Source organism: Saccharothrix hoggarensis (assembly GCF_052936025.1).
On sequence record NZ_CP193624.1, the window covers coordinates 4,853,974 to 4,876,018 of the forward strand.

Below are 22,045 nucleotides of genomic sequence, written 5' to 3' on the forward strand. Positions count from 1 at the left end.
ACATGACCGCGTCCAAGAACGACCGCATCTCCGCGCTCCCCGAGCACCTGCGGGAACGCCTCCGCGACCGGCTGGCGGGCCGGGCCGCGCCCCGCGCCGCCGACGTCATCCCGCCCGCTCCGCGCGACCGGCCGCTGCCGCTGTCCGCGGGCCAGCAGCGGCTGTGGTTCCTCGACCGGTTCCAGCCCGAGAGCACCGAGTACACCAGCGCGATCGCGTTGCGGCTCACCGGTTCCCTCGACGTGGCCCGGCTGTCCGACGCGCTGAACGGGCTGGTGCGGCGGCACGAGTCGCTGCGCACGACGTTCGACCAGGTCGACGGCCGACCCGTGCAGGTGGTGCACGAGGACGTCCCGCTCGACCTGCGCGGGACCGACGACCTGCGGGCCGAGCTGGACCGCCCGTTCGACCTGCGCCGCGGGCCGCTGTTCCGGGCCGCGCTGCTCACCGAGTCCGACGACTCGCACGTGCTGCTGCTGACCGCGCACCACATCGTCGTGGACGGCTGGTCGCTCGGCGTGGTGGTGGACGAGCTCGCCGCGCTGTACCGGGGCGACACGCCGGAGCCGCCGCGGCTGCAGTACGCCGACTACGCCGTTTGGCAGCAGGGACGTCCGGTCGACACGGGGTTCTGGGTCGACCGGCTCGCCGGTGTCGTGCCGCTGGAGCTGCCCACCGACCGGCCGCGCCCGGCGGAGCGCACGTCGGCGGGCGCCACGCACGAGTTCACCGTGCCCGCACGGGTCGCGAGCGACCTGGCGGAGCTGGCGCGGGTCAACGAGACCACGCTGTTCACGACGCTGACGGCGGCGTGCCAGCTGCTGCTGGCCCGGTACTCCGGTCAGGACGACATCGCCGTCGGCACGGTGTCCAGCGGCCGGGAGCGGCCGGAGCTGGCCGGGCTCGTCGGGTTCCTGGTCGGCACCGTCGTGCTGCGGTCCACTGTGGACAGCACGCGGTCGTTCGCCGAGTTCCTGGCCGAGGTCAACCGCACCGCGCTGGACGCGTTCGCGCACGAAGCGCCGTTCGACCGGGTGGTGGAGGCGGTCGGCGCGTCCCGCGACCCGAGCCGCACGCCGCTGTTCGACGTGATGGTCGTGCTCCAGAACGCGGGCCGCGCCCTGCCGGAGCTGCCCGGCCTGCGCGTCGAGGAGCACCCGCTCACGCGGCCGTGGTCGAACTTCGACCTGACCTTCGAGTTCACCGAGACGCCGGAGGGGCTGCGCGGGTCGGCCGAGTACAGCACCGACCTGTTCGACGCCTCGACGGTCGACCGGATGGCCCGGCACCTGGTCGCGCTGCTGGGTGCGATCACCGCAGACCCGTACCGGCCGATGGCCGAGCTGTCGATGCTGCTCGGCGACGAGCCGGACGGCCGCGGGCACGCGCTGGCCGTGCCGGCGACCACGTTCCCCGCGCTGTTCGCGGAGCAGGCGCGCCGAACGCCGGACGCCACCGCGCTGGTGTGCGACGGCGTCAGCCTCACGTTCGCCGAGGTGGACGCGCGGGCGAACCGGCTGGCGCACCACCTGCTCGCCGAGGGCGTGGAGCCGGAGCGGATCGTCGCGCTGTCGTTGCCGCGCGGCGTCGACTGGGTGGTCGCCGTGCTGGGCATCCTCAAGGCGGGCGCGGTGTACCTGCCGGTCGACCCCGGCCTGCCCGAGGCCCGCCGCCGCTACCTGCTGGAGGACTCCGGCGCGGTGCGGGTGATCGACGCGCCGGTCGACACCTCAGACCGTCCCGACACGGCTCCCGACGTGCCGCTGCGGCCCGACCACGCGGCGTACGTGATCTACACGTCCGGCTCGACCGGCCTGCCCAAGGGTGTCGTGGTCGAGCACCGGCACCTGGTGAACCTGCTGCACAACCACCGCGAGACGTTCGCCGGCGAACGCTTGCGCGTCGCGCTGAGCGCGGTGTTCTCCTTCGACACGTCGTGGGAGGGCGTGCTCCTCATGGCCGACGGCCACGAGCTGCACGTGCTCACCGACGACGTCCGGCTCGACGCCGCCGCGCTGCTCCGGTACGCGCGGGAGCACCGGATCGACCTGCTCGACCTGCCGCCGTCGTACGTGCGGCAACTGCTGTCCGACGGCCTGCTGACGGCCGGGAACGGGCCGAAGGTGCTGCTGCTGGGCGGCGAGGCGCTGGGCCCGGCGCTGTGGCGGGACCTGGTGGCCACCGGCCTGCGCGCGCACAACTTCTACGGCCCCACGGAGACCACGGTCGACGCCGTCTCCTACCGGATCACGGGCGACCGGCCGGTCATCGGCCGACCGCTCGGCAACGTGACCGCGCACGTGCTGGACGATCACCTGCGGCCGGTGCCGGTCGGCGTGCCGGGCGAGCTGTTCATCGCGGGCGCCCAGGTGGCGCGCGGCTACCTCGACCGGCCGGGCCTGACCGCGAGCCGGTTCCTGGCGAACCCGTTCGGCGCGCCCGGCGAGCGGATGTACCGCACGGGCGACCGGGTCCGGTGGGTGCCCGCGGACGACGACACCGTGCTGGAGTACCTGGGGCGGACCGACGACCAGGTCAAGATCCGCGGGTTCCGGGTCGAGCCGGGCGAGGTGGAGGCCGCGCTCCTGGGCCACCCGGACGTCGCCGAGGCGGCCGTCGTCGCCCGCGAGGACGGCGGGCACACCCGGCTCGTCGGGTACCTCGTGCCGACCCGGCCCGTGGACGTGCGGGAGCTGCGGGAACACCTGCGGCGAACGTTGCCGGAGTACCAGGTGCCGTCGGCGTTCGTGGAGCTGGACCGCATCCCGCTGACGCCCAACGGGAAGGTGGACCGGGCGGCGCTGCCCGCGCCCCAGGCGGTCGGCGACGGCGAGTTCGTCGCGCCGCGCACCCCGGTCGAAGCCGAGCTGGCCCGGATCTGGGCCGAGGTGCTCGGCGCCGAGCGGATCGGGGTGGACGACAACTTCTTCGCCGTCGGCGGCGACTCGATCCTGTCCATCCAGCTGGTGTCGCGGGCGCGGCAGGCGGGCCTGCACCTGACCTCGCGCGACGTGTTCCGCCACCAGACCATCGCCGAGCTGGCGCCCGTGGTGACGCGGACGGCCGAGGCCGCGCCGGAGCGCGTGTTCACCGGCCCCGCCCCGCTCACGCCGATCCAGCGGTGGTTCTTCGCGCACCACGGGCCGTTGGCGCACTTCACCATGACGTTGCTGGTGGAGCTGGAGCCCGGGGTGGACGCGGCGGCCCTGCGCGACGCCGTGCGGACCGTCGTCGGGCACCACGACGCGCTGCGGCTGCGGTTCCGCGAGGTCGACGGGCAGTGGGCGCAGGAGGTCGCGGACGGCGAGGTGGACGTGTTCCGCGTCGCCACCGACGCGGACGTGGACACCGCCGTCCAGGAGGCGCAGCGCAGCCTCGACCTGGGCGACGGTCCGTTGCTGCGCGCGGTGTTCTTCCCCGGCGAGCGGCCGCGGTTGCTGCTGACCGTGCACCACCTGGCGATGGACGGCGTGTCGTGGCGCATCCTGCTGGGCGACGTCGAGCAGGCCTACCGGGACGTGCCGCTGGAACCCGTGGGCACGTCGTTCACGCAGTGGGCGCACCGGCTGGCCGAGCACGTGCGGTCCGGCGGTCTGGACGACGCGCGGGAGCACTGGCGCTCGCTGCCCGAGCCCGCGGCGCTGCCGGTGGACCGGGACGGCGAGAACGCGACCGGCTCCACGCGGACGGTGTCCGTGCGGCTGGACCGGGCGACGACCGACGCGCTGCTGACCGCCGTGCCGCCGGTGTACCGGACGCAGGTCAACGACGTGCTGCTGAGCGCGGTCGGCCGGGCGCTGGCCGAGTGGACCGGGCGCGACGCCGTGGGCGTGACGCTGGAGGGCCACGGCCGCGAGGAGCTGCTGCCGGGTGTCGACCTGACCCGCACGGTCGGGTGGTTCACCACCCAGTTCCCGGTGGTGCTGGAGACCCGTCGCGACCCGCACGGGGGCGACACCGACTGGGAGCGCACGCTCAAGTCGGTCAAGGAGGCCTTGCGCGCGGTGCCGCACCGGGGCCTGAGCTTCGAGGCGCTGTCGTTCGGGACGGCGGACGGCGGACGCCTGCCGCAGGTCTCGTTCAACTACCACGGCCGGTTCGACGTGGCCGACGGCGGTTTCTACCGCGCCCGCCGTGACGCGGTCGGCGCGGACGTCCCGCCGGACGAGCCCCGCAGCCACCTGCTCGACGTGACCGGCCTGGTCGAGGGCGGCGAGCTGGAGCTGACCTGGGAGTACAGCGAGAACGTGCACGACGGCGAGACCGTGCGGCGGCTGGCCGAGCGGACGCTGGACGGGCTGCGCGAGATCGTGGCGCACTGCGCGCGGCCGGGCGCCGGCGGGCGCACCCCGTCGGACTTCCCGCTGGCCCGGCTCACCCAGGACCAGGTGGACGCGCTCGCCGGCCCCGACGTGGAGGACATCTACCCGCTCACGCCGTTGCAGGCCGGCATGGTGTTCCACAGCCTGGTGGAGCCGGGCGCGTACGTGGACCGGATGCGGCTGGTGCTCGACGGCGTCACCGACCCGGCGGCGCTGCGCGAGGCGTGGCAGCGGGTCGTGGACCGCACGCCCGTGCTGCGGTCGAGCGTCGTGTGGGACGGGGTGGCAGAGCCGGTGCAGGTCGTGCACCGGCACGTCCAGCTGCCGACCGGGGCGGCGGCCGAAGGCGGCTTCGACCTCGGTGTCGCGCCGCTGCTGCGGGTCGACGTCACGCCCCTCGGCGGTGACCGGGTCGAGCTGGTGTGGTCGTCGCACCACGTGATCCTCGACGGCTGGAGCACCGCGCAGGTGTTCGGCGAGGTGCTGGAGCAGTACCGGGCGATCACCACCGGCACGCCCGCCCGGCTGCCCGCGCGGCGGCCGTTCCGCGACTACCTGCGGTGGCTGGCCGAGCAGGACCGGTCGGCCGCCGAGGCGCACTGGCGGACCGTCCTGTCCGATGTGGACGGTCCGACGCCGTTGCCGTTCGACCGGCCGCCGACGCGGGCCCACCGGTCCGAGGCGTCCGAGTCGGTGGCGTTCTCGCTGGACCTCGCCGACACCGTGCAGCGCGCGGGCCTCACCGCCAACACCGTGGTGCAGGGCGCGTGGGCGTTGCTGCTGTCGCGGGTGTCCGGCCAGGCCGACGTGGTGTTCGGCAGCACGGTGTCCGGCCGTCCGGCGGAGCTGCCCGGCGTCGAGTCGATGGTCGGCATGCTGATCAACACCGTGCCGACCCGCGTGGTCGTGGACGGCACGGCCGAGGTGGGCGCGTGGCTGCGCGACGTGCAGGCCGCGCAGAGCGAGTCGCGGCGGTTCGAGCACACGTCGCTGGCGGAGATCCAGGCGTTGACCGGCATCGGGTCCGGCGCGGGCGCGCGGCTGTTCGACAGCGTCGTGGTGTTCGAGAACTACCCGTTCGAGGAAGCCGCGGACGGGCCGCGCGTGGTCGAGGTGGACGCGGTCGACAACGCCACGCTGCCGTTGACGCTGAGCGCGTCCCTCACCGACCGGCTCAACCTCGACCTGGCCTACGACCCCGAGCTGTTCGACCGGAGCACCGCGGCACGGCTGGCCGGGTGGCTGCGGGAGCTGGTGGACGCCATCGCGGCCGACCCGCGGGCCCGGATCGTGGACCTGCCGTGGCTGTCCGAGGCCGAGCGCCGCCAGGTCGTGGTGGAGTGGAACCGGACCGCGCGCGAGATGCCGTCCGCGCTGTACCCGGAGGTGTTCGCCGAGCAGGCCCGCCGCACGCCGGACGCGACCGCGCTGGTGTTCCGGGGCACGGCGTTGACGTTCGCCGAGCTGGACGCGCGCACGAACCGGTTGGCGCACCACCTGCTGGCGCGCGGCGCCGGTCCGGAGCGGACGGTGGCCGTCAAGCTGCCGCGCTCGGCCGACCTCGTGGTGGCGGTGCTGGCCGTGCTCAAGGCGGGCGCGGTGTACCTGCCCGTCGACCCGGGGCTGCCCGCCGACCGCGTCGCCTTCCTGCTGCGGGACGCCGCGCCGGCGTTGACGCTGGACGCCGTGCCGGACCTGACCGGCCTGCCCGACACCCCGCCCCCGGTCGTGCCGAGGCCCGAGCAGGCGGCGTACGTGATCTACACGTCCGGCTCGACCGGCACGCCCAAGGGCGTCGTGGTGGAGCACCGGCAGCTGGCGAACCTGTTCCACGCCAACCGGTCCGCGCTGATGGGCGAGCGGACGAAGTTCGCGGTCACGGCCACGTTCTCGTTCGACACGTCGTGGGAGGGACTGCTGTTCCTGGCCGCCGGCAACGAGCTGCACGTCATCGACGACGAGCTGCGGCTCGACCCCGAGGCCCTGGTCCGGTACGTCGCCGACCACGGCATCGGCACCGTCGACCTCACCCCGTCCTACGCGCGCCAGCTGGTGCGGGCCGGGCTGCTGGACTCGGGGCTGCGGCAGGTCATGCTGGGCGGCGAGGCCGTCGACGCGCCGCTGTGGCAGGAGATCGCCGACTCGCCCGTGGAGGGCTTCAACTACTACGGGCCGACCGAGGTGGCCGTGGACTCGGCCGCGACCCGCGTCGTCGGCGACCGGCCCGTGATCGGCAGGCCGCTGCCCAACCTCGCCGCGTACGTGCTGGACGCGGACCTGAGGCCGGTACCGCCCGGTGTGCCCGGCGAGCTGTTCGTCGGCGGCGCGCAGGTCGCGCGCGGCTACCTCGACCGGCCCGGCCTGACCGCGCAGCGGTTCGTGGCCGACCCGTTCGCCGCCGAGGTGTTCGGCGTGACCGGCGCCCGGATGTACCGCACCGGTGACCGGGTCCGCTGGGTGGACGGCGTGCTGGAGTACCTGGGCCGCGCGGACGACCAGGTGAAGATCCGCGGGTTCCGGATCGAGCCCGGCGAGGTCGAGGCGGCCCTGCTGGACGTGCCGGGCGTGCACCAGTCGGCCGTGGTGGTCCGGGACAACCGGCTCATCGGGTACGTGACGGGCGCGCCGGAGACCGACCCGCGCGACGCGCTGGCCGCGACCCTGCCGGACTACCTGGTGCCGGCGGCGGTCGTGGTGCTCGACGACCTGCCGCTGACGCCCAGCGGCAAGCTCGACCGGCGGGCCCTGCCCGAACCCGACCTGGCCGGCGAGTTCGTGGCGCCGCGCACCGACGCGGAACAGGTCGTCGCCGACGTGCTGGCGGACGTGCTCGGGCTGGAGCGGGTCGGCGCATGGGACGACTTCTTCCGCCTCGGCGGCGACTCGATCCTCAGCATCCGCGTGACGTCGCGGTTGCGGCAGGCGTTCGGCGTGCAGCTGTCGCCGCGCGCGGTGTTCGACCACCCGACGGTGGCCGGGCTCGCCGCCGTGCTGGAGGACGCGGGCCGCGGTGAGGTCGACCCGATCCCGGTGGTCCCGCGCGACGGCGTCGACCCGGCGTTCCCGCAGTCCCCCGCGCAGCGGCGGCTGTGGTTCCTCGACCAGTTCGAGCCGGGCGGCACGGAGTACGTCACGCCGACCGCGCTGCGGCTGCACGGGCCGCTGGACCTGGCCGCGCTGCGGCGCGCCGTCACCGGGCTGGTGGCGCGGCACGAGTCGCTGCGCACGACGTTCGACGACGGTGTGCAGGTCGTGCACGCGCCGTTCGACGTGCCGCTGACCGTCGAGGGCGGTTCGTGGGAGGACGTGCTGCGCGAGGAGGTCGGCACCCCGTTCGACCTGCGCCGCGGGCCGCTGCTCCGGACCCGCCTGGTGCGGGTGGCCGACGACGACCACGTGCTCGTGCTGACGCTGCACCACATCGTCACCGACGGGTGGTCCACGAGCGTGCTGGCCCGCGACCTCGGCGCGTTGTACGCGGGCGAGGAGCTGCCGCCGCTCCCGGTGCAGTACGTGGACTTCACGGCGTGGCGGCCGGAGCCTCCGGTCGACTACTGGGCCGAGCGGCTGGCGGGCGTGCCGCCGCTGGAGCTGCCCACGGACCGGCCGCGCGCGGCGGTGCGCGGCACGGCGGGCGCGATGCACGAGTTCACCGTGCCCGCGCCGGTCGCGGGCGCGGTGAAGGCGTTGGCGGCACGGCACGGCGACACGCTGTTCACCGCGCTGCTGGCGGCCACCAAGGCCCTGCTGGCCCGGTACACCGGCCAGGACGACATCGCGGTCGGCACGGCGGTGTCCGGGCGCGGGCGCGCCGAGCTGGACGACGTGGTCGGCCTGTTCGTCAACACGGTCGTGCTGCGGTCCACCGTGGACCCGCGGCGGCCGTTCACGGACCTGCTGGCCGACGTGCGGACCACCGTGCGGGACGGGTTCGCGCACCAGGATGTGCCGTTCGAGCGGGTGGTGGAGGCGGTCCACCCGGACCGCGACCCGAGCCGCAACGCCCTGTTCGACGTCATGGTGCTGCTGCAGAACACCGGCGCCGAGGTGCCCGACCTGCCCGGCCTGCGGGTCTCGGAGCTGCCGCTGCCGCTGCTGACCTCGACGTGCGACCTCACGTTCGAGTTCGGCGAGGTGGCGGGCGAGCTGCGCGGCGCGGTGGAGTACAGCACCGACCTGTTCGACGCGGACACCGTCGACCGGATGGCCCGGCACCTCGTGGCCCTGCTCGCCGGGATCGCCGAGCGGCCCGACCGCCCGGTGGCGGAGCTGTCGCTGCTGCTCGACGACGAGCCGGACGGGCACGGCGAGCGGCTGGTCGTCCCCGACCTCGCGTTCCCCGACCTGTTCGAGGAGCAGGCCCGGCGCACGCCGGACGCCACCGCGCTGGTGTGCGGCGACGTCCGGCTCACGTTCGCCGAGGTCGACGCGCGGGCCAACCGGCTCGCGCACCACCTGCTGGCCGAGGGCGTGGAGCAGGAGCGGATCGTCGCGGTGACGCTGCCGCGGTCCGCCGACTCGGTGGTGGCGATCCTGGCCGTGCACAAGGCGGGCGCGGTGTACCTTCCGATCGACGACGGCCTGCCGCGCGAGCGCGTCGAGTTCCTCCTCCGCGACGCGGAGCCGGCACTCGTGCTGGACGCGGCGCCGGACCTCGCCGACTTCCCCGACACCAGGCCGGACGTGCCGCGACGCCCGGACCAGGCCGCCTACGTGATCTACACGTCCGGCTCGACCGGCGTGCCCAAGGGCGTGGTGGTCGAGCACCGCCAGTTGGCGAACCTCCTGCACGACCACCGCCGGACGTTCTCGGCGCGCCGGCTGCGGGTGGCGTTGAGCGCGGTGTTCTCGTTCGACACGTCGTGGGAGGGCCCGCTGCTCATGGCCGACGGCCACGAGCTGCACGTGCTCGCCGACGACGTCCGCCTCGAACCGGAAGCCCTGGTCGGGTACGTGCGGGAGCACCGGATCGACTTCCTCGACCTCACCCCGTCGTACGTCCAGCAGCTCCTGCCCGCGGGCCTGCTCGACGGCGACCACGTGCCCTCCGTGCTCATGCTCGGCGGCGAGGCGCTGCCCGACCCGCTGTGGCGGGAGCTGGCCCGCGCGCCGCGCACCACGGCGTACAACTACTACGGCCCCACGGAGACCGCGGTGGACGCCGTGGCGGCGCCCGTCGTCGGCGACCGCCCCCTGATCGGCCGGCCGCTGGCCAACCTCGTCGTCCACGTGCTGGACGACGACCTGCGGCCCGTGCCGGTCGGCGTGCCGGGTGGGCTGTTCATCGGCGGCGCGCAGGTCGCGCGCGGCTACCTGAACCGACCGGGCCTCACGGCGCAGCGGTTCCTGCCCGACCCGTTCGGCCCGCCCGGCGCGCGCATGTACCGCACCGGCGACCGGGTCCGCTGGGTCGCCGGCGGGAGCCGGGGGGCCGCGCTGGAGTACCTGGGCCGCGACGACGACCAGGTGAAGGTCCGCGGGTTCCGGATCGAGCTGGGCGAGGTGGAGGCGGCGGTGCTGCGCCACCCCGACGTCACGCAGGCCGCCGTGGTGGCCCGTGAGCACAACGGCCACCAGCGGCTCGTCGCCTACACCGTGGGCACGGCCGCCGACCTGGCCGGCTGGCTCAAGGAGCGGCTGCCGGACTACCTCGTGCCGTCGGTGTTCGTGCCGATGGACGCGCTGCCGGCGACGCCGAGCGGCAAGGTGGACCGGCGGGCGCTGCCCACGCCGACGTTCACCGAGGCCGGGTACGTGGCGCCGGAGCCCGGTGTCGCCACCACGCTCGCGGGCATCTGGGCGGACGTCCTCGGCGTCGAGCGGGTCGGCGCGCGGGACAACTTCTTCGCGCTCGGCGGCGACTCGATCCTGAGCATGCAGGTCGTGTCCCGCGCCCGGCAGGCCGGGTTGAAGCTGACCTCCAAGGACGTGTTCCTGCGGCAGACGGTCGCCGACCTGGCGCTCGCCGTCACCGAGGACGCCGGGACGACCCACGAGGCCGTCACCGGGCCCGTGCCGCTCACGCCGGTCCAGCGCTGGTTCTTCACCGAGCACGGCCCGCTGGCGCACTTCACCATGTCGGTGGTGGTCGAGCTGGGCGACGTCGAGCCCGCCGCGGTGCGTGACGCGGTGCGCGCCGTCGTCGCCCACCACGACGCGTTGCGGCTGCGGTTCAGCCAGGTCGACGGCGTGTGGCGGCAGGAGGTGGCGGACGTCGAGTCCGCCGAGGTGTTCCGCCTCGCGTCCGGCGACGACCTCGCCGCCGAGGCCGACCTGGCCCGCGCGAGCCTCGACCTGCGGCACGGCCCGTTGCTGCGCGCCGTGCTGTTCGAGGACGGCAGGCTGTTCGTCACCGCGCACCACCTGGTGGTGGACGCGGTGTCGTGGCGGATCGTGCTGGCCGACCTGGACACCGCGCTGGCCGGCGGCGACCTCGGCCCGAGGAGCACGGCGTTCGCGGACTGGGCGCGCCGGCTGGACCGGCACGTGCGCGACGGCCGGTTCGACGCCGCCCTGCCGCACTGGGCCGCCCTGCCGGTGGACGAGCCCGTGCCCACGACCGCGGGGTCCGCGCGGAGCGTGTCGGTCCGGCTGACCCGGTCCGAGACGGACGCGTTGCTGCACGTCGTGCCCGACGCCTACCGCACCCAGGTCAACGACGTGCTGCTGACCGCGTTGGCGGCGGCGTTCGACGGGCGCGCGCTGGTGGCGCTGGAAGGCCACGGCCGCGAGGAGCTGTTCGACGGCGTGGACCTCTCCCGCACGGTCGGCTGGTTCACCGCGCAGTTCCCCGTCGCGCTGCGCCTGCCGGAGGACGGCGGCGGCGCCGGGAACTGGGGCGCCGCGCTGAAGTCGGTGAAGGAGCAGCTGCGCGCCGTCCCGGACAAGGGTCTGAGCTACGAGGCCCTGAAGTACTGGGACCGCGGCGTCTCGGGCGCGCTGCCCCGCGTGTGCTTCAACTACCTCGGCCAGTGGGACGACGAGCTGACCGAGGCCGACCACGGCCGCGAGGTGCCGGACGACCTGACCCGCCCGCACCTGCTCGACATCACGGCGGCCGTGTCGGGCGGCGAGCTGGTCGTGGACTGGGAGTACTCCACCGACGCCCACGACGAGGCCGCGGTGCGGGCGCTGGCCGACCGCATGGCCGACGCGCTGCGCGGGATCATCGCGTTCTGCGCCCGCCCGGACGCCTGGGGCCGCACGCCGTCGGACTTCCCGCTGGCGCGCCTCACCGCCGAGCAGGTGGACCGGATCGTCGACCGCGACGTCGAGGACGTCTACCCGCTCACCCCGTTGCAGGCGGGCATGCTGTTCCACAGCCTCGTGGACGACGGCACGGCGTACGTGAACCAGGTGCGCGTGCGACTGTCCGGAGTGGACGATCCGGCCCGGCTCGCCGCCGCCTGGCAGCGGGTGGTCGACCGCACGCCGGTCCTGCGGTCCAGTGTGGTGTGGGAAGGGCTGGACGAGCCGGTGCAGGTCGTGCGGCGCGGGGTGACCGTGCCGGTGACCTACGCCGACGTGACCGACGAGCTGGTCGCGGCGGACGCGGCGGCGGGCATCGACCTGACCACCGCGCCGCTGCTGCGGCTCGCCGTCGGGAAGGTCTCGGACACCGAGGTCGACCTGCTGTGGACCTCGCACCACGTGCTGCTGGACGGCTGGAGCACCGCGCAGGTGTTCGGCGAGGTGCTGAACGAGTACGCCGGCGGCACGGCGCCCGCGCGGCGGCCGTTCCGGGACTACCTGGCCTGGCTCGCCGAGCAGGACGACGCCGCCGCCGAGTCGTTCTGGCGCGGTGTGCTCGCCGGGTTCGAGGCGCCCACCCCCCTGCCGTTCGACCGGCCGCCGGCCGAGGCGCACCGCGCCGAGTCCTCCGCTCAGGTCGAGCTCCACCTGCCCGCCGACCGGCTCGACGCCGTCGCCCGCGCCCACGGCCTGACGGTCAACACGCTGGTCCAGGGCGCGTGGGCGCTGCTGCTGGCGCGCACGTCGGGACAGCGGGACGTGGTGTTCGGCAGCACGGTGTCCGGCCGCCCGGCCGAGCTGCCGGGCGTGGAGTCGATCGTCGGCATGTTCATCAACACCGTGCCGACGAGGGTGTCGGTGGACCCCGACGCCGAGCTGCCGGACTGGCTGCGCCGGTTGCAGGAGGCGCAGACCGAGGCCCGCCGGTTCGACCACGTGTCGCTGGCGCGGGTGCAGGGCTGGGCGGGCGCCCGGCTGTTCGACAGCCTGCTCGCGTTCGAGAACTACCCGGTGGACCAGGACACGCCCGACGGCGCGCCGCGCGTCGGCGAGGTGGACGGCCTGGACACCACGACGTTCCCGCTCACCGTGCGCGCCCACGTGGACGACGCGCTGCACGTCGAGCTGACCTACGACCCGCGCCTGTTCGACGCGGGCACGATCACCGCCCTGGGCGACCGGTTCCACCGGCTGCTCGACGCCATCGGCGCGGACCCGCGCCGACGCGTGTCCGACCTGCCGTGGCTGTCGGACGCCGAGCTGCGGCAGGTGCTCGTGTCGTGGAACGGCACGTCGGCCGGCGCGGTGGTGGAGGACACGGTCCCGTCCCTGTTCGCGGCGCAGGCCGCGCGCACCCCGGACGCGCCCGCGGTGACGTTCGAGGGCGCGAGCCTGACCTACCGGGAGCTGGACGAGCGGGCGAACCGGTTGGCGCACCACCTGATCTCGGTGGGCGCCGGGCCGGAGTCGTTGGTGGCGCTGGCGTTCCCGCGGTCGCTCGACCTCGTCGTCGCGGTCCTCGGGGTGCTCAAGGCGGGCGCGGCCTACCTGCCGCTCGACCCGTCGTACCCGGCGGACCGGATCGCCGCCACGGTCGCCGACGCCGCGCCGACGACCACGCTGGACGCGCTGCCGGACCTGTCCGGGTTCCCCGCGGACGCGCCGGAGGTGTCGGTGCGGCCGGAGAACGCCGCGTACGTGATCTACACGTCCGGCTCGACCGGTCGGCCCAAGGGGGTCGTGGTGCCGCACTCGAACGTGGTGCGGTTGTTCACCGAGACCGACCACTGGTTCGGGTTCGGGCCGGACGACGTGTGGACGCTCTTCCACAGCTACGCCTTCGACTTCTCGATCTGGGAGCTGTGGGGACCGCTGCTGCACGGCGGACGGCTGGTCGTCGTCCCGCACGAGGTCACGCGGTCGCCGCGCGACTTCGCCCGGCTGCTCGCCGACGAGGGCGTGACCGTGCTGAACCAGACGCCGTCGGCGTTCTACGCCCTGCTGACCGAGGCGCCCGACCTGAACGTCCGGTACGTGGTCTTCGGCGGTGAAGCCCTCGACCTGGCCAAGCTGGACGCGTGGCGCGGTTCCGGCGCGTTGATCAACATGTACGGCATCACCGAGACGACCGTGCACGTCACGTGGACGCACGCGGACGGCTCGATCGGCGTGCCCATCCCCGACCTTCGCGTCTACGTGCTGGACGACGACCTGCACCCGGTGCCGCCGGGTGTCGTCGGCGAGATGTACGTGGCCGGGCCGGGCGTGGCCCGCGGGTACCTCAACCGGCCGGGCCTCACCGCCCAGCGGTTCGTGGCCAACCCGTTCGGCGAGCCGGGCGAGCGGATGTACCGCACCGGCGACCTGGCCCGGTGGGTGGACGGCAGGCTGCACTACCTGGGCCGGTCCGACCACCAGGTGAAGATCCGCGGGTTCCGGATCGAGCTGGGCGAGGTGGAGGCGGTGCTGGCCGGCCACGACGCCGTGGCGCAGGCCGCCGTGGTGGTGCGGGAGGACCGGCTGGTCGCGTACTACGTGCCCGCCGGGCCGCCGGTCGACGCCGCCCGGTTGCGCGAGCACGCCGGGCGGGTGCTGCCGGACTACATGGTGCCGACCGCGTACGTGGCGCTGGACCGGTTGCCGCTCAACGCGAACGGCAAGCTGGACCGGCCCGCGCTGCCCGCCCCGGAGCGCGAGGCGTCGGCGGCCGGGGGGTTCGTCGCGCCGCGCACGGAGGCGGAACGGCTGGTCGCCGAGGTGTGGGCGGACGTGCTGGGCCTGCCCGAGGTCGGCGTGGAGGACAACTTCTTCGCGCTGGGCGGTGACTCGATCTCCAGCATCCGGGTGGTGTCGCGGCTGCGGGCGGCGTTCGACGTGTCGCCGCGCGACCTGTTCGACCACCCGACCGTGGCCCGGCTCGCGGCGCACCTGCCCGGCGGTTCGCCGGCCTCGGTGATCCCGCGGGTCGACGGCGACGGGCCGCTGTCGTTCGCCCAGCAGCGCTTGTGGTTCCTCGACCAGTTCTCCCCCGGCGGCACGGAGTACGTGACCCCGCTGGCCGTGCGGCTGCGCGGCGAGCTGGACGTGCCGCGGCTGGAACGCGCGCTGACGGCGTTGGTGGCGCGGCACGAGGCGTTGCGCACGACGTTCCCGGCGGTGGACGGGCTGCCCGTCGCGGTGGTGCGCCCGCCGTCGGACGTGGTGCTCCCGGTGGTCGAGGACCTGCCCGCGGTCGAGCCGTTCGACCTGGCGGAGGGCCCGCTGTTCCGGCCCGCGCTGGCGCGGCTCGCGCCGGACGACCACGTGCTGGCGCTGACGATGCACCACATCATCACCGACGGCTGGTCCGGCGGCGTGCTGATGTCCGACCTGGCCGCCCTGTACGGCGGCGAGGAGCTGCCGCGGCTGCCCATCCGGTACGGCGACTTCGCGGCCTGGCAGCGGGAGCAGCCGCTCGACGCGCAGCTCGACTACTGGCGCGGGCGGCTGGCCGACGTGCCCGCGCTGGAGCTGCCCGCGGACCGGCCCCGGCCGCCCGTGCAGACGACGGCGGGCGCGCAGACCGAGTTCGTGGTGCCGGCGCCGGTCGCCGACCGGTTGCGCGAGCTGGCCCGCGCGGTCGACGGCACGTTGTTCACCGCGCTGGTGGCGGCCTGCCAGGTGCTGTTCCACCGCTGGTCCGGGCAGGACGACTTCGCCGTCGGCACGGTGGCGTCCGGGCGGGACCGGCCGGAGACCCAGGAGCTGGTCGGGTTCTTCGTCAACACGGTGGTGCTGCGGGCCCGGATCGAGCCCTCGGCGACGTTCCCGGAGTTCCTGGCCCGGACGCGGGACACCGTGCTGGACGCGTTCGCGCACCAGGACGTGCCGTTCGAGCGGGTCGTGGACGCGGTGCAGCCGGACCGCGACACCAGCCGCACGCCCCTGTTCCAGGCCGTGGTGGCGTTGCAGAACGCGCCGCAGGCGCAGGGCTTCCCGGGCCTGGCGGCGGTCGACGTGCCGCAACCCGTGGTGAGCACCGGGTTCGACGTGACGGTGGAGTTCACCGAGGAGGACGGCGGCGCGCTGCACGGGTCGGTCGAGTACAACACCGACCTGTTCGACGCGGGCACGGTGGAGCGGATGGTCGAGCACCTGGGCGTGCTGCTGTCCGGGATCGCGGCGGACGCCGACCGGCCGCTGTGGGCGCTGCCCGTGCTGCCGGACGACGAGCGGGAGCTGCTGGCCCGGTGGGGCTCGTCGGGGCCCGCGGTGGCCGGGCCCGGTTTCGTGGAGCTGGTCGAGGCGCGGGCGGCGGAGACCCCGGACGTGCCGGCGCTGACCGGTGCGGCGGAGCTGACGTACGCCGAGCTGAACGCGCGGGCGAACCGGTTGGCGCACCACCTGGTCGGGCTCGGCGCCGGGCCGGAGCGGATCGTCGCGCTGCGGCTGCCCCGCTCGGCGGACCTGGTCGTGGCCGAGCTGGCGGTGCTCAAGGCCGGCGCGGCGTTCCTGCCCGTCGACCCCGAGTACCCGGCGGAGCGGATCGCGTTCATGCTGGCCGACGCCCGGCCGCTGGTGGTGCTCGACGGGCCGGTGGACGTCAGCGGCCTGCCGGACACCAACCCGGGCGTCGCGGTGCGGCCGGAGCACCCGGCGTACGTGATCTACACGTCCGGGTCGACCGGGCGGCCGAAGGGCGTGGTGGTGTCGCACACCGGCCTGGCCACGTTCGCGACGTCCGCCATCGCGCACTTCGACGTGACGCCGGGCGACCGGGTGCTGGAGTTCTCCTCCCCCAGCTTCGACGCCTCGGTGCTGGAGCTGTGCCTGGCCCTCCCGGCGGGCGCGGCGCTCGTCGTGCCGCCGCCGGGGCCGCTGCTGGGCGACCAGCTGGCCGAGGTGATCGACGCGCACGGCGTGACGCACGCGCTGATCCCGCCGGTCGCGCTGGCCACCGTGCCGGACGTGCCGCTGCCGGCGTTCCGCACGCTGATCGTGGGCGGTGACGCCTGCTCGGCCGACCTCGTCCGGCGGTGGGCGCCCGGCCGGCGCATGGTCAACGCGTACGGGCCCACGGAGTCCACCGTGGTCGCGTCGTGGAGCGACCCGCTGGTGCCCGGCGGCGTGCCGCCGATCGGGCGGCCCGTCCCCGGGACGCGGGCGCACGTCCTCGACGGCGCGCTGCGGCCGGTGCCGATCGGCGTGGCGGGCGAGCTGTACGTCGCCGGTGTCGGGCTGGCGCGCGGGTACCTGGACCGGCCGGGGCTGACCGCGCAGCGGTTCGTGGCGAACCCGTTCGGCCCGCCCGGGTCGCGCATGTACCGCACCGGCGACGTCGTCCGGTGGACCTCGCGCGGGGTGCTGGAGTTCGTCGGACGGGCGGACGAGCAGGTGAAGATCCGCGGGTTCCGGATCGAGCTGGGCGAGGTCGAGACGGCGTTGCTGCGGCACCCGGACGTCCGCGAGGCGGTCGTGGTGGCGCGGTCGGACGCCCGAGGGCACAAGCGGCTCGTCGCGTACGTCGTCGGCGACGTCTCGCGGCTGCGGGACTTCCTGGGCGAGACCCTGCCGGACTACCTGGTGCCGTCGCTGTTCGTGCCGGTGGACGCGGTGCCGATCAGCCCCAACGGCAAGGTGGACCGGGCGCGCCTGCCCGAGCCGGACTTCTCGGCCGCGGTGACCGCCGGGTACGTCGCCCCGTCCGGGCCGGTGGAGGAGGCGCTGGCGGCGGTGTGGGCGGACGTGCTGGACGTGCCGGAGGTCGGCGTGGAGGACAACTTCTTCTCGCTCGGCGGCGACTCGATCCTGAGCATGCAGGTCGTGGCACGCGCCCGGCAGGCCGGGTACCGGTTCGCCACGCGGGACCTGTTCGCCCACCAGACCGTCGCGTCGCTCGCGCCGCACGTGACGGTGGAGGCCACGTCCTCCGCCGACCGGGCCCCGGTGGTCGGCGACGTGCCGCTCACGCCGATCCAGCACTGGTTCCTGACCTCGGGCCGGCGCAACCCGCACCACTTCAACCAGTCGCACCTGGTCGAGCTGGGCCCGGCGGTGGACGTCGAGGCGCTGCGGCGCGCGCTGGGCGCGCTGGTGGCCCACCACGACGCCCTGCGGCTGCGGTTCGCGCTCGTCGACGGGGTGTGGCGGCAGCACAACGACGACGTGCGCGACGACGACGTGCTGACCGTGGTGGACGGGGTCGAGCGGTTGGAGGCGGTGGCCGACGAGGTGCACGCGTCGTTCGACCTGGCGTCCGGCCCGCTGTTCCGGGCGGTGCTGTTCCGGGCCGGGCGGTCGGCGGCCGAGAAGCCGCTGCTGCTGCTGGTCGGGCACCACCTGGTGGTGGACGGGGTGTCGTGGCGCATCCTGCTGGACGACCTGGAGACCGCCTACCGGGGCGGTGACCTCGGCGCCAAGACCACCTCGTACCAGGAGTGGTCGCGCAAGCTGTCCGCGCACGTGCTGGACGGCGGGCTGGACGACGAGGTCGAGCACTGGACCACGCCGTTCCCGACCGCGCCGGCGCCCGTCGGCCCGACCGCGTCCACCACCGTCGAGCTGTCGGAGGAGGACACGGACGCGTTGCTGCGCGGCGCGCCCGCCGCCTACCGGACGCGGATCAACGACGTGCTGCTGGCCGCGCTGGCGTGGGCGCTGTCCCGGTGGACGGGGTCGTCGCGGGTCGCGGTCGACCTGGAGGGCCACGGACGCGAGGACGTGCTCGACGTGGACCTCACCCGGACCGTCGGCTGGTTCACCACCGTGTACCCGGTCGTCGTGGACGTGCCGGACGGCACCTGGCGCGACCGGGTGAAGGCGGTGCGGCGGCAGTTGCGGGCGATCCCCGGCAACGGCCTCGGCTACGGCGCGCTGCGGCAGCACGGCCGGGTGCCCGACGCGGGACGGCCCGCCGTGGCGTTCAACTACCTGGGCCGGTTCGACGGCGGCGAGGAGTCGACCGGGCTGTGCCGGGCCGTGCTGCCGTCCGTCGGCCGGGAGCACGACCCGGAGGACGTCGGCGACCACCTGCTCGACGTCGTCGGCGAGGCCGGCAAGACGCTCGGCTTCACCTGGTACTACCACCCGGCCGTGCACCCGCCGGCCGAGGTCGAGGCGGTGGCGGCCGACTTCGCCGAGGCGTTGCGGTCCATCGCCGCGGACTGCCGGGGGTCGCTGTGACCACGTCCCTGGCCCGGAACCGGAACTACACGCTGCTGTGGGGCGGCCAGGCGGTCGCCGAGGTGGGCTTCAGCGCCTCGATGATCGCGTTCCCGCTGCTCGTGCTGGCGGTGACGGGCTCGCCCGCCGCGTCCGGGCTGGTGCTGGCCGCCGACGCCGGCGCGCAGCTCGTGGCGGGGCTGCCCGCCGGCGCGCTGGTGGACCGGTGGGACCGGCGGCGGATCATGCTGGCCTGCGAGGCCGCCCAGGCGTTCGCGCTGGCCGGCCTGGTGGTGGCGGTGTGGGCGGACGCGGTGTCGATACCGCACCTGGTCGCGGTGGCCGTCGTGCTGGGCGTGTGCCGGGCGCTGTTCGAACCGGCGGAGGACGCGTGCCTGCCCCGGCTCGTGCCGGACTCGCAGCTCGCGACGGCGGTCGCGATGAACACCGCCCGGTCGTCGCTGGGCCAGATGTCCGGCACGGCGCTCGGCGGCGTGCTGTTCGCCGTGGCGCGGTGGCTGCCGTTCCTGCTGGACCTGGTGACGCACGTGGTGGCGTTCGTGACGCTGCTGTTCCTGCGGGTGCCGCCGGTCGAGCGGGTGGTGTCCCGGCCGCACATCCTCAAGTCCATCGGCGAGGGCCTGCGGTGGGTGTGGGGCCGCCCGGAGATCCGGGTGACGGCGGGGTGCGCGGTGGTGCTGAACCTGTTCTTCACCGCGTTCTACCTGGTGGTGATCGTGCTGGCGCAGGGCCGGGGTGCGTCGTCGGGCGAGATCGGCGTGATGGCGGCGATGCTCGGCGTGGGCGGTGTGCTCGGCGCGCTGGTCGCGCCGCGGCTGCACCGCAGGCTCGGGCCGCACAAGTCGATCGCGGCGGTGTTCTGGGTGCTGTGCCTGCTGACGCCGCTGTCGCTGGTCGTGCAGTCGGCGTACCTGCTGGGCGCGTTGTTCGCGGTGATGACGTTCCTGGCGCCGACCGCCAACACCACCATCGGCACGCACCAGCTGCTGCTCACCCCGGACGAGCTGCGGGGACGGATGAGCGGCGTGATGGCGGTCGTCGTCGGGTCGGCCGGCGCGCTGGGCCCCCTGGTCGGCGGCGTGCTGACCGAACTGCTGTCCGCGCGCACCGCGGTCCTGGTGTGCGCGGTGGGGATTTTCCTGATCACGGTGTTCGTCACCGTCAGCCCGACTCTGCGCGGGTACGCGGTGGCGCCAGTCAAGGAGGAGCAAGGATGAGGGACGACATCGCCTACCAGGTCCTGGTGAACGACGAGGGCCAGTACTCGCTGTGGCCCGCGCACCAGGACGTGCCCGCCGGGTGGCGGGCCGAGGGCACCACGGGCACGAAGGACGAGTGCTCGGCGCACGTCGACGAGGTGTGGACCGACATGCGGCCGGCTTCCCTGCGGGCCGCGATGGGCGACTGAGGCGGTGACCCCGGCCCACGGGCGCGTGCCCGTGGGCCGGGGTGTCCCGCCTGTGCCGGAGTGCCCGCTCAGAAGAGCGCGACCAAAGCCCCGATGACGCCGCAGCCGACCAGCGCGCTCACCACGCCCTTGCGCAGCGCCAGCAGCCACAGCGCCGCGACGCCGAGCAGCGCGAACTGCCACGGCTCGTGCAGCGACCAGGCCAGCGGCAGCGTGGTGCCGGCGATCGCCCCGATGGCGGCGGCTCCCGCGCCGGTCAGGAACGCCTGGGCCTTCGCGTTGTCACGCAGCCGTTCGAGCCTCGGGCCGCCCGCGATGACCATCGCGAACGACGGCGCGAACGCGACGAACGCCGCCAGCAGCCCGCCCGCGAGCCCCGCCGCGGCGTAACCGACGACCGCCACCGTCTGCACGACCGGTCCCGGCGTGATCTGGCCGAGCGCGACCGCGTTGAGGAACTCGGCGTCGCTCATCCACCCGTACGTGTGAACGGCGTCCTGCCGCATCAGCGGGATGATGACGAACCCGCCGCCGTACGACAGCGCGCCGACCTTGGCCGACACCCACGCCACCGCGCCCAGCCCGCCACCGGCCGCGGGCAGCGCCAGCACGACCGGCCACGCGGCACGGCGGCCGGACGGCGTCCGGACCGCGATCTCCACCAGGCCTGCGGCGATCAGCACGAGCACCAGCCACGGCCCGGTCACCGCCGCCGCGACCCCGCCCGCCACCAGGTACAGCACCCACCGGACGAGGGCCGCCCGGCCCGCGCCGACGCGCTGCCGGCTGCCGGGGAGCAGCCCCCACGCCGCGTGCGCCGCCACGGCGGGCACGGCCGCGCCCGCGCCGGCCGCCGCACCCGTCACCCACGCGGGCGCGTCGTCGGCGAGGAACAGCGCCGCGAGGGCCAGGATCAGCACGAGTCCCGGCACGATGAAGCACACGCCGCCGAGCAGCGCGCCCGCCGCGCCGCGCAGCCGCCACGCGCAGAGGATCGCGAGCTGCGTCGACGCCGGTCCCGGCAGCAGGTTCGTGACCGCGACGCCGTCCTCGAACTCGCGGTCGGTGAGCCAGCCGCGCCGGGTGACGCACAGGTCGCGCAGCAGCGCGATGTGCGCGGGCGGCCCGCCGAACCCGACGCAGCCGATCCGCCCCCACTCGCGGGCGATCGTCCCCAGCCCCACCCGGCTCACTACGCCGCCCCCGCCACGACCCGGCCCGCAGGCGACGTCCGGCGCGGCGAGCGGTGGCCGAACCCGCTCACGACGCGTCCGCGGCGCGCGTCGGCGAAGGGGTCCGGTCGGTCGGCTCCCCACCGTGCCGGACGGGCGTCCCCGGCCGGTCGGGGATCAGCGGTGCGGCCTTCACACCGGGCACCCTACCCAGCGCCGACGGGCCGCCGGCGGCTACGTCACCGGCACGATCCGGGCCTTCAGCAGCACGCCGTCGGCGATGTCGAGCAGCCCGACCGTGCCGTGCGGCTGGCGGCGGCGGTCGGTGGGCGAGCCGGGGTTGAAGATCCGCACGCCGTCGCCGGTGACGTCCATCGGGATGTGGGAGTGGCCGAACACCACCAGGTCGGCCGCGGGGAACCGGCGGCGCAGCCGGGCGGTGCGACCGGTCGCCTGGCCGCTGTCGTGGACCATCGCCACGCGCAGGCCGGCCAGGTCGACCTCGACGGTCTCCGGCGCGCCCCAGGCGACGACGTCCGGGCCGTCGTTGTTGCCGCACACCGCCGTCACGGGCGCGTACTGCGCCAGCTCGTCGAGCACCGGCGCGACGCAGACGTCACCGGCGTGCAGGACGACGTCCGCGCCGCGCAGGTGCTTCGCCACTTCCGGGGGACACGACTTCCACCGCCGGGGCGCGTGGGTGTCGGACAGCACGACGACCCGCATGGCGG

At 74.9% G+C, this 22,045-nt stretch carries 5 protein-coding genes; 3 read left to right on the forward strand and 2 right to left on the reverse strand.

What is annotated here, in order from left to right:
* Positions 1-2: 2 nt before the first annotated feature.
* From ACRAKH_RS21730 to ACRAKH_RS21740, 3 genes are read left to right on the forward strand one after another with little or no spacing between them, the layout of a single operon-like run.
* Positions 3-18,734: a non-ribosomal peptide synthase/polyketide synthase gene (locus ACRAKH_RS21730; protein WP_447009228.1), complete on the forward strand. Its 18,732-nt coding sequence runs from the start codon at positions 3-5 to the stop codon at positions 18,732-18,734.
* Positions 18,731-19,951 (forward strand): MFS transporter, encoded by a 1,221-nt coding sequence (locus tag ACRAKH_RS21735; RefSeq protein ID WP_380724395.1) that lies wholly within the window; start codon positions 18,731-18,733, stop codon positions 19,949-19,951. Before ACRAKH_RS21730 ends, ACRAKH_RS21735 begins: the two co-directional genes overlap by 4 nt.
* Entirely contained in the window at positions 19,948-20,142 is a 195-nt protein-coding gene (locus tag ACRAKH_RS21740) for an MbtH family protein (protein WP_380724396.1), read from the forward strand. The genes ACRAKH_RS21735 and ACRAKH_RS21740 overlap by 4 nt, the downstream gene beginning before the upstream one ends.
* 68 nt (positions 20,143-20,210) lie before the next feature.
* Here ACRAKH_RS21740 and chrA read toward each other — a convergent pair whose 3' ends face one another.
* Both chrA and ACRAKH_RS21750 read right to left on the reverse strand, forming a co-directional pair.
* Positions 20,211-21,335 (reverse strand): chromate efflux transporter, encoded by a 1,125-nt coding sequence (chrA, locus tag ACRAKH_RS21745; RefSeq protein WP_447009229.1) that lies wholly within the window; start codon positions 21,333-21,335, stop codon positions 20,211-20,213.
* 213 nt (positions 21,336-21,548) lie between these two features.
* Positions 21,549-22,040 carry a metallophosphoesterase family protein gene (locus ACRAKH_RS21750; protein ID WP_380730525.1) on the reverse strand — a complete coding sequence of 164 codons (492 nt, stop codon included), beginning with the start codon at positions 22,038-22,040 and terminating at the stop codon, positions 21,549-21,551.
* Positions 22,041-22,045 lie beyond the last annotated feature (5 nt).

Coding starts and splice junctions, on each gene's coding strand:
- ACRAKH_RS21730 (WP_447009228.1), top strand. CDS start 3: ATGACCGCGTCCAAGAACGACCGCATCTCCGCGCTCCCCGAGCACCTG.
- ACRAKH_RS21740 (WP_380724396.1), top strand. CDS start 19,948: ATGAGGGACGACATCGCCTACCAGGTCCTGGTGAACGACGAGGGCCAG.
- ACRAKH_RS21750 (WP_380730525.1), bottom strand. CDS start 22,040: ATGCGGGTCGTCGTGCTGTCCGACACCCACGCGCCCCGGCGGTGGAAG.